Below are 14,836 nucleotides of genomic sequence, written 5' to 3'. Positions count from 1 at the left end.
GTCAATCCTCCAGGGTCGTGTCCTCGCGCAGCACGTAGCGGTTTTTGCCCAGGCGCTTGGCCTCGTACATGGCCTGATCAGCCAGGGCCAAGGCCCGGGACAGGCTCGGCGTGCAGGCCAGACACACCGACACGCCGATGCTGCAGCCGATGCCGAAGCCGATGCCGCCTATGCCCGCCACGACGCGCTCGGCAATGGCAGCGGCCGCGTTTTGCACCTGCCCGACGGGCGCGGCCAGACAGACGGCGAACTCGTCGCCGCCAAGCCGCCCCACCACGTCCTTGTCGCGCACGATGTCGCGCAGCACCTCGGCCGTGCGGCGCAACACCCAATCGCCCCGATCATGGCCATGCAGATCATTTATCTGCTTGAACCCGTCGAGATCAATGAACATGACGGCCAATCCGACATCAGTGTTCTCGCGGCCTTGGCGCTCCAGCTCCCTGGCCATTTCCCAGAAAAGCGCCCGTCCCGGCAGTTCGGTCAGGGAGTCGATCTTGGCCTGTTCCTCGCGGTCCCGGGCCGCCAGCAGACAGGCCCGCACCTCGCCGATCTCCCGAATGATGATGCCGGGATCGATCTGGCAAGCCCTTTGCTCGCCCCCCCGGGCGGAAGCAGGTTCCAGCAACGTGCCCATCTCCCGCCCCAACCGTTTGGCCAGATAGAACGAGGCCACAAGGCCAATGCCGAGACAGACGGCGGCGGCGGCCACAAAACGCAGCAGCAAGGCGCGAAGAGGCCGGGCAAAAGTGGACTCCGGCACGCTCACCGCCGCCCGCCAGCCCCAGGTTCCGACGCCGGCCACCGCCGTTTCCACCAGTTCCTCCTCCCCGATGCCGTTGGCGCGCGGAAAAAAAACGCCCCGCCCCCCTTCGCCGCCATCGGTCATGGCCAGGAGCCGGCCTGCGTCGTCTGCCCGGGCCGCCGCCACCGGCTTGTCCTGGTCCAGATAGGCGGCCATCCAGCCCGGAGAAAGATGCTTGCGGACCAGCAAGGCTTCCACGTCGGCCACGGCAATGACGGCGCGCAGGCAATAGCGCTGGAACATTTCCCCGCTCATGGGCACGTCCAAGGCCACCACACGCTGTCTGGAAACCGGCCCGTCATAGGCCGGCGAGACGCTGGGCTCGCCGGTGGCCAACACGCGGGCGATCTGTTCCGTCTCGCGGGTCTCGCCCAGGGGGTCGCCGTAGGGCTCCATGGTATGAAACAGGATGCGCCCCTGCCGGTCAACCAGGGCCACGGCAAACTGGTCCGAGGCTTTATGGGCGATGCGGCGGGCATGGCGGTAGAGTTCGTCGATGTCGCCGCGCATGGCCGCGTCGCTGGCGGCCAGGGTGCGCAGCATGGCTTCCCGGGCGGCAAAATAGCCGTCGAGGTCATGGGCCAGGATGGTGGTGGCCCGGCGCAACTGACCGGCCTCGAGGACATATTGGCCGCGCGCGATGTAGCTTAAGGAAGTGATGGAAAAGGCGATCATGGGCAGGGCGGAAAAAACCGACAAGATCATGAGCCAGGTGCGAAACCCGATCAGAAGGCGGGGATGCGTTGCCATGGCCTACCCCTTGTCCCGGTAACGACGCCGAGCACCTTAGTATAACCTGTTTCGGCGCAGCGTAACAAGGGGAAAGCGGCGACGGGTTGTCGCTGCCCGGACCGGCTCGCGGCGCGTCCCTGAAAACGCCCTTTCTGCGTTGCCGGCAACCATCAACGCTATAGGCTATTCATAACGCAGCCGGCGTGCTCCAGGGGCGCAGCCCCAGCCGCAAATCGGACGCGCCACCCGACCCAGGGCTAGACAAGGCCGGCTGGACAGGCGGGGCGGGCCTTGCCGGAAGGCCCACGGCCAGCCGGCCTAGCCGAACACCTTGATGTCCGCCCCAAGCACGCCCACGACCTGATCGCCCTGGTGGATGGGCACGGAAATGGTCAGGCAGTATTCGCCCGAGGCTTCCGAAAGATAAATGGGCGAGATGGCCGTGCCCTGGTTTTCCCGGACGCTGGTGAACCAGGGGCGCGAGGACCAGTTCTTGCCGACCATGGAGGCCGTGCTCGTGGACTTGAAGCCGGCCGGGGCGATGTTTTCCGTCACCTGCACGCCCTTGGCGTCGGTGGCGTAGAGCAGCTCCAAGAAGGCGTTGTCGGTAAGCGCCCGGCGCATGAGGCGCTCCATGCCCTCCCGGTCCAGGGCGGCCATGGCCGGCGCGGCGGCCAGGGCCTCCACGGCGTCCTGGGCCGCGCCCTGGCCGATGAGCTTGAACACGCCGTTTAACTTGATGAGTTCCTCGATCTCGCCGCCAAGGGCCTCGATGGTGGCGGCGGAGCGGGCCATGCCGTCGGCGGTGCGCAAGGACAGGTCGCGGATGCGCCCAACAGCCGACTGGACGCGTTCCCCGGCGGCCACCTGGGCCTCGCAGGACCGGGCGATCTCCCCGACCTGGCCGGCGGCGTCGCCGGACAGGGCCACGATCTCACCCAGGGCGGCCCTGGACTGGCCGGCCAGGCTGGTGGCGTCGTCCACGGCCGCCCCGGCCTGATCCATGCCCCGGATGTTGTCAAAGGCTCCGGCCTGGATGGCCTGGATGACCTGCCCCACTTCCTTGGTGGCGGTCATGGTCTTTTCGGCCAGCTTGCGCACCTCGTCGGCCACCACGGCAAAGCCGCGCCCGGCCTCGCCGGCCCGGGCCGCCTCGATGGCGGCATTGAGCGCCAGCAGGTTGGTCTGGTCGGCGATGTCGGAAATGACGGTCATGACCTGGCCGATGGATTCGGCCTGGCGGCCAAGGCCGGCCATGTTGTCCTTGAGGGCGGCGGCCAGGGTCGAAACCCGGCCGATGGCGGCCACGGAATCGTCCACCACGGCGGCTCCGGCGGCGGCCCGGCGGCGGGCTTGTTCGGCGGCCCCGGCGGCCTGCTCGGCGGCCCGGGCCACGGCCACGGTGGCCTCCACCATCACGTCCACGTCGGCGGCGGTGTCGTCCACCCGGGTCTTTTGCTCCTCGGCCCCGGCCGAGACATCGCGGGCGTCCTGGCGCAGCGATCCGGTCGCCTGCTTGATGGAGTCGGCCACGCCCTCCAGGGTTTCGCCGGCCCCGAGCATGCCCTGGCGGCGGACGGCGTCCTTTTTGACGGCCAGCCGGGCTTCGCGGCCGGCTTTTTCGGCCACGGCGGCCTGGGCGTCGGCTTCGGCGGCATGGTCGCGCACCAGGGCGAGCTGGCCGGCCATGGCCGCGACCATGGCCTCCAGGCTGGCCTTGAGCCGCCCCAGGCGACCGATGAAGCGGGGATCGTCGGGCAGCGGTTCGGCCCGGCCCTGGGCCACGCGGTCGGCGTAGGCGGCCAGCATGTCCAGGGGGGTCATGAGATGCCGGCCGATCAGCGCCAGAAAGACCAGGACGATGCCGGCGGCGCAGACGCCGCCAGCCCCAGCCGACACGGCAACAGCCTGCCCCGGCAAGGCGGCCAGCACCCTGTCCAAGGATTCGAGATCGGCCCGGGCCGCCGACGCCTCGGCGGACCCCAGGTCGCGGCGCACCTTGGCGACCTGCTCCCGGGCCGTCCCGGTCAGGTCGGCAAGCCGCCAGGACACGGCCACATTGGCCGCCAGCACCACCAGGACAAAGCCGACGACGGTCGTCAGCGTCAGCCGCAACTGTAAGGAAAGTCGCATACGCCCCCCCACGACAAGAATGCAAGACGTGCGGCGGCCGGCCGAACCCACCCCACGTGGCCCGGCCGGCCGACACGCAAAAGCCCTCTCGCGCGTCCTTTCGTAACACAAGAGGGCTTCAAGTCAACGACGGCTAAAACGCGCCGTTTTTGACAAAAACATGACTTCTCTAGGACACCCGGTCTCCCGGCGCCACCGGAACCGAGGCTGTCATCAGGGCCATGCCCCCGGCATGGCGCACGGCCAGGATCATGCCGTGGGAGACCACGCCCCGCAGCTTGCGCGGTTTGAGGTTGGCCACGATGGTCACCTGGCTGCCGACCAGCTCCTCGGGGGTGAAGTGCTCGGCCAGCCCGGCCACCACCTGGCGCGGGGCCTCCTCGCCGATGTCCGCCTGGACGATGTAGAGCCGGTCGGCCCCGGGCACGGGGGCCACGGAGACCACCTTGCCCAGGCGCAGGTCGAGCTTGGCGAAATCGTCGTATTCCACCTCGGCGGCCGGTCCGGGCTTGGCCGGGGCCTCCTTGGACTTCTCTTTTTTCTTGTCTTCCTTCGCCGGCTTGGCCGCCTTGGGCGCGGCCGCTTCTTCCCGGACCGGCGGGTCCAGGCGCGGGAAGAGGTTGGACGTGGCCGCCACCTGGGCGGCGGCGGCAAGGGGCGCAAAGCCCTTGGCCTCGTCCATGAGGTTGACGGCGGCCGGGTCCTGGCCGAGCTGGGTGAGCAGCGTGGCCGCCGCCTCGGGCATGACCGGCGACAGACAGGCGGCCACCGTGCGCAGGCCGCCAAGGGCGCTTCGCATGACCGTGGCCAGCCGGTCGGTCCGGCCTTCCTTGAAGAGCGTCCAGGGGGCCGTGGCGTCGACGTAGCGGTTGAGCCCGCGCACCAGCTCCCACAAGGCGTCCAGGGCCCGGGAAAACTGGGCCTGACGGAACAGGGCCAGGTAATTGGCCACGGCCGTCTCGGCCAGCTGGGCCAGCTCGCCGTCGGCCGGGTCGGCCTCCTGGCCGGCCGGCAGCACCGAGCCGAAATACTTGGCGGTCATGGCCAGGGTGCGGTTGGCCAGATTGCCGAGGTCGTTTGCCAGATCGGCGTTGAAGCGCCCGACAAAGCCCTCTTCGGTAAAGCTCGCGTCGGCCCCGAAAACCATTTCGCGCAACAGGAAATAGCGCATCCCGGACAGGCCGGCCCTCCCCGCCATCTCGCGCGGCTCGACCACGTTGCCCAGGGATTTGGACATCTTGGTGTCGCGCACCAGCCAATAGCCGTGGACATTTAAGTGCTTATACAGCGGCAAGTCCATGGCCAGCAGCATGGTGGGCCAAAAGACGGCGTGGGGCTTTAAGATATCCTTGGCCACCAGATGCTCGGCCGCGCCCCACCAGGCCCCGAAATCCGGGGCGTCGGGCCAGCCGACGGCGGTCAGGTAGTTGATGAGCGCGTCGAACCAGACGTAGGTGACGAAATTGGCGTCAAAAGGCAGTTCCACGCCCCAGGTCAGGCGCGACTTGGGCCGGGAGATGCACAGATCGTCCAGCGCCCCGGATTCGAGGAGGCTCACGACCTCGTTGCGGTACTGGCGCGGCCGGATGAAGTCCGGGTTGGCCTTGATGTGCTCCAAAAGCTGGCCCTGGTACTTGGACATGCGGAAGAAGTAGTTCTTCTCGGCGATGTAGTCGGGCTTGACCTTGTGGTCCGGGCACAGGCCGTCCACCAGCTCTTTTTCGGTCAAGAACCGCTCGCAGCCCGTGCAGTAATGGCCGCCGTATTCGCCGAAATAGATGTCGCCCTTGTCATAGACGAGCTGCAAGGCCCGGCGCACGGCGTCGATGTGGTCGGTGTCGGTGGTGCGGATAAAACGCGTGGGCGTGATGCCGAGATCCGGCCACAGCGAGGAGAAAAGGCCGCTGATGGCGTCGGCGTATTCCTTGGGCGTCTGGCCGGCCTTGGCCGCGGCCTCGGCGATCTTGTCGCCGTGCTCGTCGGTGCCGGTCAGAAAAAAGACGTCCTCGCCGCACAGCCGATGGAACCGGGCCAGGGCGTCGGCCACGATGGTGGTGTAGGCATGGCCCAGGTGGGGCTTGGCGTTGACGTAGTAAATGGGCGTGGTGATAAAAAAGCGATTCACGATCCGCTCTCCGGTTCACGGGAAGGTTTGCCGCCCTGGGGGCGTCCCTCGGGACGCCGGGACCGGTGGCGGGGGTTATGCGGGGCTTCGGGCGCGCCGTCGCCACCCGGGGCGGACGGACCGCCGGGACCGGTCGGGCGGCCGGGCCGGCGGCCGGAGCGGCGGGAACGCCGGGACGAGCGCGAGGCTCCGTCGCGGCCTTGCGGCTCGCGGGGCTGGTTGTCACGGGGCAGCCCGTCGCGTGGCTGCGGCTCGCGGGGCTGGCCGCCGGCCTCGTGGGTATGGGCGTCGGTTTCGGAGGCGGCCGGTGCGGTGTCGCGGCGGCGCTCGGCCTCGCGGTGCGGGTCGCGCCCGCCCTCGCGGCTGCTCTCTCGTCCGCCGTCCCGGCCGTGGTCACGCCCGCTGTCGCGGCGTTGTTCGCGTCCGCCGTCGCGTCCGCCGTCGCGGCGAGAGTCGCGGCGTTCGCTGGAGGAACCGCCCTCACGGCGGGCATCGCGGCGGCCGTCGCCGCGTCCGCTCTCGCCGCGCGGCGGGCGGCCGGTCTCGGCGCGGCGCGGTTCCGGACGGGGCGTTTCGGCCTTGGCCGCCTCGGCGGCCTCGGCGCCGGGTTCCACCGGGGCGGGACGGTTTTCCAGGGCCTGGGTCCATTCCTCCACGGTCAATTCATGCTCGTCGCCAACTTCGTCCAGGACGCTGATGGTTTCCCGGAACAGATTGGTGCGCAGCACCTTGACCATGCCCAGGGAAGTGGAAAACTTCTTGCCCACGCGCGGGCATTTTTTCTGGAACTGCTCGTAGTTTTCCTGCTCAAAGGACAGGCAGCACAACAGCCGGCCGCAGATGCCGGAAATCTTGGTGGGGTTGAGGAACAGATTCTGTTCCTTGGCCATCTTGATGGTGACCGGGGCGAACTTGCGCATGAACCGGCGACAGCAGCAGATCTGGCCGCAGTTGCCGATGGCCCCGAGCATCTGCGTCTCGTGGCGCACGCCGATCTGGCGCAGTTCGATGCGGGTGTGGTAGGCCTTGACCAGATCCTTGACCAGCTCGCGGAAATCGACCCGGCCCGGGGCGGTGAAATAAAAGACGATCTTGCTGCGGTCGTGGAGCACTTCCACGTCCACGAGCTTCATGTCGAGGTTTCGGGTCTCAATGCACTTGCGGCACCAGGCATGGGCCTCGCGGCCGAGCTGGTCGTTTTCGCGCTTGGTGTCCCGGTCCTCGTCGGTGGGCAGGCGGAAAATGGGTTTGAGTTCGCCCTCATGGGCGTCTTCGGGCAAATCATCGCGCACGGCGACGACATGGCCCATGCCCAGGCCCTGTTCGGTCTGGACCAGGACGTCGTCGCCCAGGGCCACGACAAAGGGGCCGGATTCGAAATAATAGACCTGTCCGTGGTCACGGAACTTGATGCCGAGGATATGGCTCATGTGCGCCCTATGGGTACGCCGCGAGGCGGCGGTAATTTGCGTCCAGGGAGCGCCTATATTCCATATTGGGGCAAACGGCAAATGGCGTCGCCGGCTTGTCGCGATTTTTTTTCAAAAAAGCGTTGACACCCCACCCCTTCCCGCGTAGACATCCTCTTCGCCGCACGTGAGTGCAGCACGGGCCATTAGCTCAATTGGTAGAGCAGCGGACTCTTAATCCGTTGGTTCAAGGTTCGAGTCCTTGATGGCCCACCAGAGATTTCAAGGGGTTCGTCGCAAGACGAACCCCTTTTTCGTTGTCTGACAGATGCGGTCCTCTACTCGGCGCAGCCCGCCGCAGGGTTCTTGCACGTCTTGGGGTCGCAGCCCGCCACCTCGACGCCGTCCACCTCCTGCACGGCGACATAGGGACTCAGGAACTTGATGTGCTCTACGTGGCTTGGCAACACCAACCACAGTTCCTTTGGCGTCGATGCGACGATGTTGACCGTGACGCCCTCAGGAATCGCCACGCCTTCCTCAGCCAGCACTTTTGCCGGTTCGGCAAGCAATCGCTTCTTGAACGCCGCGTCGGAAAAGGCCTTTTCGACAATCTCGCACCATTGCTTATCGTTCATCGTCGCCCTCCTGGGTTCGCGCAAATCGAGTCGCCGATATGGCCGCCAACAATCTGCCGGACCGGCCGCTATTTGCTCTTGGGATACTGGCGCAGGCACTCCTGCTCGCACAAGTCGCTACCCCGCCAATACATGTAGCCGCAGTCCTGGCCGGGAGACTGGTAGCTCAGCTGATTGAAGGCCTGGTTGCAGGCCGTGCGGCAGGCCCCGGCCGTGGCCCATTTCTGGGTGATGACGTCTTCAAAGACCTGGCAGATGCTCATGTCCGAATCGCAGGGATCGGCCCCCATGGGCGTGATGCAGTTGCCGTAAAACATCGACGGCGAGGCGGGCTTGGGCGGCACGCAGCCGCCAAGGCTCGCGCACAGCAGGGCAACGGCCAGACAGGCAAGGCAAAAACGCTTCATGGATTCCTCCGGGGTTGCGGTCAATCGTCGTCGCCAAAGCCGTCGTCGTCGCCCGACTGGGGCGGATTGACCTGGACATAGACGGTGGACCCGTCCTGGATCACGGGCTGGTAGTAGGCGTTGCCCACGGCGTAATAGGTCGCGCCGGCGATGGTCACGGCCGCCGCAGCGGCCGGCAGCGCCCACAGCGCCCCGGCGTAGGGGCCGGGACCGGGGACCGGATAGGGAACCGGCACGGGGGCGATGGGGCGCGGCCCGACCCAGGGCGCGGGCGGCGGCGGCCCCACCGGCCCGAAAGCCGGGGCAAAGGGGCCGGGATGCGGCCCGGGCATGGGCGCGGGGCCAAAGCCCGGTGCGGGGCCGGGCATGGGCGGCCGGGGCGCGTCGCCGAAAGCCGGCGGCCCCATGGGATGGGGCGCGCCCATGGCTCCGACCGGGGCCATGGGCGCCATGCCACCGAAGCCGGCCGGCTCGGGCGGATGCATGCCCCCGCCAAAGCCCATGCCGCCTTCGGGCGCGGGCGGACGGAACCCGTCGCCGCCAAAGCCCATGCCGCCCTCAGGGGGATGGAACCCTCCCCCGCCAAAACCACCTTCCGGCGGATGGAACCCGCCGCCGCCAAACCCGCCGCCGCCGAAACCGCCGTGGAAGCCCCCGCCGCCGAAGCCCCGAAAGGCCTGGCCGGCCCCGGGAACGGCGACAACGAGTCCGGCGGCCAGCCCCAAAACGCCAAGAAGGCGGCAAAAGCCGCGCGTGGAAAGATGTGCCATGGCGCGCCTCCGTTACGGCTTGGCGGCCGGGGCCGGCTTGTGGGGGGCCGTAGCGACCCGGGTCGCGTCCTTGGGCGGCGTCCAGGCAAACGTCTTGGCGCTAAAGCCCGAAACCGGCTTCCAGTCGGCGTATTCGACCAGAGTGCGGGGATCGCCGTGCAGCGTCTTGTCGGTGACGGCCAGACGCAAGGGCCAGGGCGTCTTGCCGGCGTCGATCCACAGCTCGAAATCCCGGGTCAACTGGCGAAAGGCCAGATGATGGCAGGGCTTGCCGCCCACCTCGCTTTGGCCCACGTAGACGGCCTCAAGCACGCCGTCCATGATGCTCTTGTAGGGATCGTCGGCCAGGAAATCGACCATGGGGCCGACCAGCCGCAGCTTGGCCAGGGCTTGCCCCAGGGCCTGCTCCAGGCGCGGCGGCACGTCCAGGGCGACGTAGGCCTTGGTCCTGGCGTCGTACAGCGTCAGGTTCGGGCCGTTGACCAGCCACAGGCCGGACACGTCGTCGCCCGCGGCCTCGGCCCGCAGCTTGTCGGGACGCTCGGCCTTGATGGTCGTTTTGTGGAAAAAGGCCACTTTCTGGCCGTTGGGGAACACCCGGTCCACCAGACTGGCCTCGGTGACGGAAAAGGCGTTTAGGCCTTGCAGGTTGGCGACCATGGCCCGAAGGACCGCCTCGGCCTTGGGATCGACGGCCGGGCCGGCCAGGGCCTGACCGGCGGCCAGGAGCAGGGCCAGGGCGGCGAGGATGACGGCGGGAAAGCGTTTGCGCATGGGGGACTCCTTGGGTTTGCCGCCGGCCGGACGTTACGGCCAATGCCGGCGCGGCTGGTTCCGTGACAAAAGCCGGCCGTGTCCCGCCGGATCAGAAGGTGAAGGCCAGACCGATGATGGGACCATTTAAGGTCGCGTCGAATTTGAAGGCGCTTTTGCCGCTGCCCGTGTTGTAGTTGACGCCCACAGCCCGGTAGCCGGCCAACAGCGTGCCGTGCTCCCAGAAGGTGTAGCCCAGAAGCGCCGTGGCATCCCAGGTCAGAGCGGAGCTGACGGAAAAGCCGCCGATGCCGCCGCGAAGGCTCACAAGCCAGGCGTCGGTGAGCCGGAATTCGGTCCGCGCGCCCACGATGGGATCAGCCCAGGTGCGTTGCTCGTAAATGTCGCGCCCACCGCGCGGCCGGTCGCCGTCGAGCTTCAATGCCAGGCTCCAGATGCGCGCCCCGGCCAGCACGTCGAAGGTCATGGAAGAGGTCTGGTTCTGGCCCAGGGGCACGGTCCCGACCCGGTAGAAGGCGGCGACGTCGGTCAAAAACAGGCTGGTCTTGCCGTCCAGGGAAATACGCTTGCCCGAGGCCTGATCGCCCAAAAGCGAATAGTTGATGTCCGTGAAAAGCCCGACCCGGCCCTGGTAGAGCATCTCGATATGGGCCATGGCCCCGATGTTGAGATACTTGGACAGATCGGCAAAGGAGCAATCGACGGTTGTCTGATAGCCTCTGGCCCCGACGGTTCCGGAAAGGCCGGTCAGCCAGGCGTAAGGGATCACGGTCCACTGGAAATCGCCGCGCGTTTGTTGTTGCGGCGTCTGGGCCAGGGCGGCGTTGGAGCTGAGGATCAGAAGAAAAACGATGATGCCGACAAAATGCAACCTGCTGCGCATGAACTGCTCCACCATATTCGTTTGGCCGCGCCCGGCAGCGCCGGCGGCGTTTGACATTTCCCCCGATCTGGAAGGATGGCCCGAGACGATTGCGGCAAATAGTATCTGATATGACGGACGGCGTCTTAGACGAAAACGAACGCGTTGCGTGAAAAACGAATCCAACGCCCAATCCGCCGCCGGTTCCTGCATCCGGCATCCCACGCCCCAGGCCGTGGAACCGGGCAAGCCCTTTCCCCATACATGGCAGACTAAATACCGATGGCCTGATTTTGTCAATGAACCTGCTTTGGGACAGGCTCAGTCCGTATCTCGCGAAACGTCCTCGGCGCTGTTCGCGGACGCGGCCTTGGGGAGCTTGTGGGCGATGACGGCCACGATGGGGCCGCCGGGCTTGTTGATCAGTTCGTAGCGGGCCACGCGCCAGCCGGCAAAGGGCAGCGACCGGCACCAGGCGGCCACGGCCTCGGTTTCCTCGGCCCCGCCGGCATGGCCGCCGTAGCAGGCCAGGGCGATGACGCCGCCCGGGGCCAGGATTTCCCGGCTCGCCTCCAGGGCGGCCAGGGTGGTTTGGGGCCGGGTGGTGCGGGTTTCGTCGCCGCCGGGCAGATAGCCGAGATTGAAGACCACGGCCGTCGCCCGGCCATGGTCAGCTTCCGGCAGGACCTCGGCCAGGCGCTCATGGCCCAGGACATGGAGGCGCACGCGCTCGGCCAGACCGGCGGCGGCCAGGAGCCGTTCGGCCGAGGCGATGGCCTCGGCCTGGACGTCAAAGCCGTGGACCAGGCCCGACGGGCCGACCAGCCGGGCGAGCAAGGCCGTGTCGTGGCCGTTGCCCACGGTGGCGTCCACGGCCAGATCGCCGGGGCGCACGGCCTCGGCCAGGATGTGCTGCAAAAACGTGAGCGAAGCCGTGATCCGAGCCGCCATTGTTCCCTCGTTGCGCACCGGCAACCCGTTGGGGGGTCCGGGGGCCTCAGGCCCCCGGCCGCCGGAGGCTTCTTATCCCCTACTTACCGCAGCACTTTTTATACTTCACCCCGGAACCGCAGGGGCAGGGGTCGTTGCGGCCGGCCGGGGCGCGTTTGGGGGCGGCTTGGGGTTCGGCCGCTTCCAGCTTGCCGTCGAGGTAGTACCAGCGACCGCCTTTTTTGCGAAACCGGGCGTGTTCGCGGATGTCGCCGGCCTGGCCGTCCTTTTCGTAGGAGGCCACGAAGCGCACTTCGCCGCGCTCGTCGTCCGGGCCGCCCTGGGCGGTTTCGAGGATCTCCAGCCCTTTCCAGACCACGTCGGCATTCCAGGCGGCGATGGTCGAGGCGGAAAAGCCGGGCCGTTTGGCCGCGACCAAGCTGGCCCCGAGGTAGGCCATGTCGTTTTTGACAAAAGCGGCGTAGCGCGAGCGCATGAGCGCCTCGGCCGTGGCCGCCTTGGCCGTGCCGGCCAGGATCGGGCCGCAGCAGTCGGCAAAGGGCCGGCCGGAGGTGCAGGGACAGAGTTCGGTATCGGTCATGGGGCATCCTTTGGCGGCGATGGCCGCCGCAGGGCTGTTTCCACAGCCGGGCGGCCGGGTCAATCCCCTATCGGTGGATCGCGCTCTTGCCCGTCAACCGGCCGGCCTTGTCGCCAGCCCCGGCCCTGGGTTAGGGATGGCAGGCCCGGCCGCTTACCGTCCGGGGATACGCCTTGCCGCCCGGGAGACCGCCATGCCTTTCGAACCCGACCGCTGGACCCATATTGCCGTCGACGACGCCGCCGTTTATCTTTTTCCTCAGGGGCCGGACTGGTTCGTGCCCAACCCGGCCGGCCAGGCCGCCATTGAGCGGGCGGCTGCGGGCTGCGCCGGGTCCGTGGACGACGCCCTGTTCCTGGCCCGGCTGCCCGAGGCCGTGGCGACGCCCTACGCCGGCCGCCACGAGGCCCTGACCCTGTCGCGCCTGGGTGAGCTGTGGCTGCACGTCACCGACCGCTGCAACCTGGCCTGCCGCCACTGCCTTTTTTGCTCCGGTCCGGCGGCCGGAGCCGAGCTGCCGACAGCTGTCGCCCTGGCCCGGGTGGCCGAGGCGGCGGCCCTGGGTTGCCGGGTCTTCGCGCTCACCGGCGGCGAACCGTTTTGCCATCCGGGGCTTTCTGACATCGTGGCCGCCGCCCTGGCCGTGCCGGGCAGCCATGTGGCCATCCTCACCAACGGCACGGGCTTTTCCGACCAGTCCGCCCTTGTCGCCTCCTGGCCCCGGGACCGGGTGCATTTCCAGGTGAGCTGCGATGGTCTGGCTCCGCGCCACGACGCCCTGCGCGGAACCGGCGCGTTCGCCCGCCTGGCCGACGATCTGGCCCGGGCCAGGGCCATGGGCTTTGGCGTCACCTTGTCGGCCTGCCCCACCAGGGACAACGTGGCCGACCTGCCGGACCTGGCTGATTTGGCGGCTAACGTCGGCGCGGCCGGACTGCATTTCATGTGGCATTTCGCCGCCGGCCGGGGCCGCGACGATCATCGCCCTGACGACGACGCGCTGTTTGCCGCCGTCACCGAGGCAGCCCGGCGGGCCGAGGCGGCCGGCGTGGCCGTGGACAACCTCACGGCCCTGGCCGGCCAGGTCTTTTCCCCGGCCGGCACCCGCCACGACGGCGCGACGTCGGGCTGGGAATCCGTGGCCATCGGCCCCGACGGCCGGCTCTACCCGAGCCCGGCGCTTATCGGCGAGGCGGCCGTGGCCACGCCCGTCGGCCCCGGCGGGCTGGCCGCGGCCTGGCGGCACAGCCCGGTTTTGGCCGGACTTCGCCGGGTCACCTGCGCCGATTCGGACGACCCCTGGCGATTCGTGCTGGGCGGCCCGGACCCGGACCATGCCTGGCGGCATGACGGCCGTTTTGACGGCGAGGACCCCTATCTGCCCCTGCGCCGCCGTCTGGCCGGCTGGATGATCGCCCGGGAAGCGGCGGGCGTGCCTGATGGCCGGCCGGACCGGCCCGGGCTGCGGCTCAAAATGGGCGAGACCCACGAGAGCTGCCATGCCCACGGCGAGGTGGCCCTGGCCCACGCCAACTGTCTGCTGTCCATGGCCGGCACGACGAGCCTTGGCCACATCAAGGACTTCTACACCGAGGCCGCCGCCGTGGAGAAAGGCGACATCGTCAATCCGGTGCGCTATCCCCTGGAACTGGTGGACCATATCCCGGAATTTTTCCGGGTGCGCGGCTATGGCTGCGGTTCGCCCGTGGCCGACGCCGCCCTGGCCCCGGGCGAGACGGTCATGGACCTCGGCTGCGGGGCCGGGGTGGAATGCCTCATCGCCGCCCGCCAGGTGGGGCCGACCGGCCGGGCCATCGGGGTGGACATGCTGCCGGCCATGCTGGGCCGGGCGGCCAAGGCCGGAGCGGCCACGGCCGAGGTGCTGGGCTACGCCAACGCCGTTTTTCTCCAGGGCTATCTCGAAGCCCTGCCCGTAGCCGACGGGTCGGTCGACTGCATTGTCTCCAACTGCGTGCTCAACCTCTCCACGAAAAAGCGCCGGCTCTACGCCGAGATCCTGCGGGTGCTGGCCCCGGGCGGGCGGCTGGTCTTTTCCGACGTGGCCACCGAAACCCCGGCCCCGGCCGTCATCCGCAACGATCCGACCCTTCGCGGCGAATGCATCTCCGGCACGCTGACCCAGACCGATCTGGTCGCCATCCTCGAAGAAGCCGGATTTGCGGCCGTGCGCATCCTGCGCCGCTTTCCCTACCGGGTGGTGGGCGGCCACGATTTCTATTCCGTCACCGTGGAAGCGAAAAAACCGCTGGCCGCGCCGGCGCGCCGCCGGGTGCTCTACCGGGGGCCATTTCGGGCCGTGGCCCTGGCCTCGGGCGAGCTGCTGCCGGCCGGAGAGGTGCGCGAGGTGGAACTCCATGAGGACGACCCGGCCGGGGCCTTTTTGCTGGTCCTGGACGACCGAGGAAACATCGCCAATCCGGATTTCGACGCCGGCGGCTCCTCATGCTGCTGCGGTCTGGCCCCGAACGAAACCGTGGCCGCACTTTTACAAAAAACGGCCAACCAGCCGGCCTTGGCTCCGTTCAATATCGGCCCGCCCGTTCGGAACAATTCCTAGCCGCCGCGTGCAAAACCGGCCGTTGCACCAACAACGGCCGGCTCCCGACGACGCCTCGCAGTGACAGATCTA

The 14,836-nt window shown here is 68.2% G+C and carries 12 protein-coding genes and 1 tRNA gene; 2 read left to right on the top strand and 11 right to left on the bottom strand.

What is annotated here, in order from left to right:
* Window position 1 precedes the first annotated feature (1 nt).
* From DMR_RS03900 to DMR_RS03885, 4 genes are all read right to left on the bottom strand, one after another.
* On the bottom strand, window positions 2–1,555 hold the full coding sequence (locus DMR_RS03900) for a GGDEF domain-containing protein (protein ID WP_012750372.1): 1,554 nt from the start codon (window positions 1,553–1,555) through the stop codon (window positions 2–4).
* A gap of 300 nt (window positions 1,556–1,855) precedes the next feature.
* The gene (locus DMR_RS25550) at window positions 1,856–3,670 is read right to left on the bottom strand and encodes a methyl-accepting chemotaxis protein (protein ID WP_043600036.1); all 1,815 of its coding nucleotides are present in this window, start codon (window positions 3,668–3,670) and stop codon (window positions 1,856–1,858) included.
* 169 nt (window positions 3,671–3,839) lie between these two features.
* Window positions 3,840–5,795: a methionine--tRNA ligase gene (metG, locus tag DMR_RS03890; RefSeq protein WP_012750370.1), complete on the bottom strand. Its 1,956-nt coding sequence runs from the start codon at window positions 5,793–5,795 to the stop codon at window positions 3,840–3,842.
* On the bottom strand, window positions 5,792–7,225 hold the full coding sequence (locus DMR_RS03885) for a PSP1 domain-containing protein (RefSeq protein ID WP_012750369.1): 1,434 nt from the start codon (window positions 7,223–7,225) through the stop codon (window positions 5,792–5,794). The genes metG and DMR_RS03885 overlap by 4 nt, the downstream gene beginning before the upstream one ends.
* A 179-nt stretch (window positions 7,226–7,404) precedes the next feature.
* Between DMR_RS03885 and DMR_RS03880 the strand changes: the two genes are divergently transcribed.
* Window positions 7,405–7,480: transfer RNA gene (locus DMR_RS03880), tRNA-Lys, on the top strand.
* A 62-nt stretch (window positions 7,481–7,542) separates the two neighbouring features.
* On the opposite strand, the gene DMR_RS03875 is transcribed toward DMR_RS03880, so the two are convergent.
* The 7 genes from DMR_RS03875 to DMR_RS03845 all read right to left on the bottom strand — a co-directional run bounded on the left by DMR_RS03875 (window position 7,543) and on the right by DMR_RS03845 (window position 12,186).
* On the bottom strand, window positions 7,543–7,842 hold the full coding sequence (locus DMR_RS03875; RefSeq protein WP_043600034.1) for an NHLP leader peptide family RiPP precursor: 300 nt from the start codon (window positions 7,840–7,842) through the stop codon (window positions 7,543–7,545).
* A gap of 68 nt (window positions 7,843–7,910) precedes the next feature.
* Window positions 7,911–8,249: a hypothetical protein gene (locus DMR_RS25210; protein WP_012750368.1), complete on the bottom strand. Its 339-nt coding sequence runs from the start codon at window positions 8,247–8,249 to the stop codon at window positions 7,911–7,913.
* A 20-nt stretch (window positions 8,250–8,269) separates the two neighbouring features.
* The gene (locus DMR_RS03865) at window positions 8,270–9,019 is read right to left on the bottom strand and encodes a hypothetical protein (protein ID WP_012750367.1); all 750 of its coding nucleotides are present in this window, start codon (window positions 9,017–9,019) and stop codon (window positions 8,270–8,272) included.
* 12 nt (window positions 9,020–9,031) lie between these two features.
* Window positions 9,032–9,793: a DUF2092 domain-containing protein gene (locus DMR_RS03860; RefSeq protein ID WP_012750366.1), complete on the bottom strand. Its 762-nt coding sequence runs from the start codon at window positions 9,791–9,793 to the stop codon at window positions 9,032–9,034.
* 91 nt (window positions 9,794–9,884) lie between these two features.
* Window positions 9,885–10,676 carry a hypothetical protein gene (locus DMR_RS03855; protein WP_043601482.1) on the bottom strand — a complete coding sequence of 264 codons (792 nt, stop codon included), beginning with the start codon at window positions 10,674–10,676 and terminating at the stop codon, window positions 9,885–9,887.
* A 300-nt stretch (window positions 10,677–10,976) separates the two neighbouring features.
* Entirely contained in the window at window positions 10,977–11,606 is a 630-nt protein-coding gene (locus DMR_RS03850; protein WP_012750364.1) for a class I SAM-dependent methyltransferase, read from the bottom strand.
* 79 nt (window positions 11,607–11,685) lie between these two features.
* Window positions 11,686–12,186 (bottom strand): YchJ family protein, encoded by a 501-nt coding sequence (locus DMR_RS03845; protein ID WP_012750363.1) that lies wholly within the window; start codon window positions 12,184–12,186, stop codon window positions 11,686–11,688.
* 193 nt (window positions 12,187–12,379) lie between these two features.
* On the opposite strand from DMR_RS03845, the gene DMR_RS03840 reads away from it, so the two are divergent.
* Window positions 12,380–14,764 (top strand): methyltransferase domain-containing protein, encoded by a 2,385-nt coding sequence (locus DMR_RS03840; protein ID WP_043600032.1) that lies wholly within the window; start codon window positions 12,380–12,382, stop codon window positions 14,762–14,764.
* Window positions 14,765–14,836 lie beyond the last annotated feature (72 nt).

This window comes from Solidesulfovibrio magneticus RS-1, assembly GCF_000010665.1.
In the GTDB taxonomy this organism is placed as follows: domain Bacteria; phylum Desulfobacterota; class Desulfovibrionia; order Desulfovibrionales; family Desulfovibrionaceae; genus Solidesulfovibrio; species Solidesulfovibrio magneticus.
The sequence above is the reverse complement of the archived record's forward strand: the minus strand, read 5'-3'. Positions and strand labels throughout refer to the sequence as shown.

Excerpts from the sequence above, each read along its gene's own strand:
- DMR_RS03845 (WP_012750363.1), bottom strand. The coding sequence starts at position 12,186 with ATGACCGATACCGAACTCTGTCCCTGCACCTCCGGCCGGCCCTTTGCC.
- DMR_RS03855 (WP_043601482.1), bottom strand. The coding sequence starts at position 10,676 with ATGCGCAGCAGGTTGCATTTTGTCGGCATCATCGTTTTTCTTCTGATC.
- DMR_RS03860 (WP_012750366.1), bottom strand. The coding sequence starts at position 9,793 with ATGCGCAAACGCTTTCCCGCCGTCATCCTCGCCGCCCTGGCCCTGCTC.
- DMR_RS25550 (WP_043600036.1), bottom strand. The coding sequence starts at position 3,670 with ATGCGACTTTCCTTACAGTTGCGGCTGACGCTGACGACCGTCGTCGGC.
- DMR_RS03865 (WP_012750367.1), bottom strand. The coding sequence starts at position 9,019 with ATGGCACATCTTTCCACGCGCGGCTTTTGCCGCCTTCTTGGCGTTTTG.
- DMR_RS03900 (WP_012750372.1), bottom strand. The coding sequence starts at position 1,555 with ATGGCAACGCATCCCCGCCTTCTGATCGGGTTTCGCACCTGGCTCATG.
- DMR_RS25210 (WP_012750368.1), bottom strand. The coding sequence starts at position 8,249 with ATGAAGCGTTTTTGCCTTGCCTGTCTGGCCGTTGCCCTGCTGTGCGCG.
- DMR_RS03840 (WP_043600032.1), top strand. The coding sequence starts at position 12,380 with ATGCCTTTCGAACCCGACCGCTGGACCCATATTGCCGTCGACGACGCC.
- DMR_RS03875 (WP_043600034.1), bottom strand. The coding sequence starts at position 7,842 with ATGAACGATAAGCAATGGTGCGAGATTGTCGAAAAGGCCTTTTCCGAC.
- DMR_RS03885 (WP_012750369.1), bottom strand. The coding sequence starts at position 7,225 with ATGAGCCATATCCTCGGCATCAAGTTCCGTGACCACGGACAGGTCTAT.
- DMR_RS03850 (WP_012750364.1), bottom strand. The coding sequence starts at position 11,606 with ATGGCGGCTCGGATCACGGCTTCGCTCACGTTTTTGCAGCACATCCTG.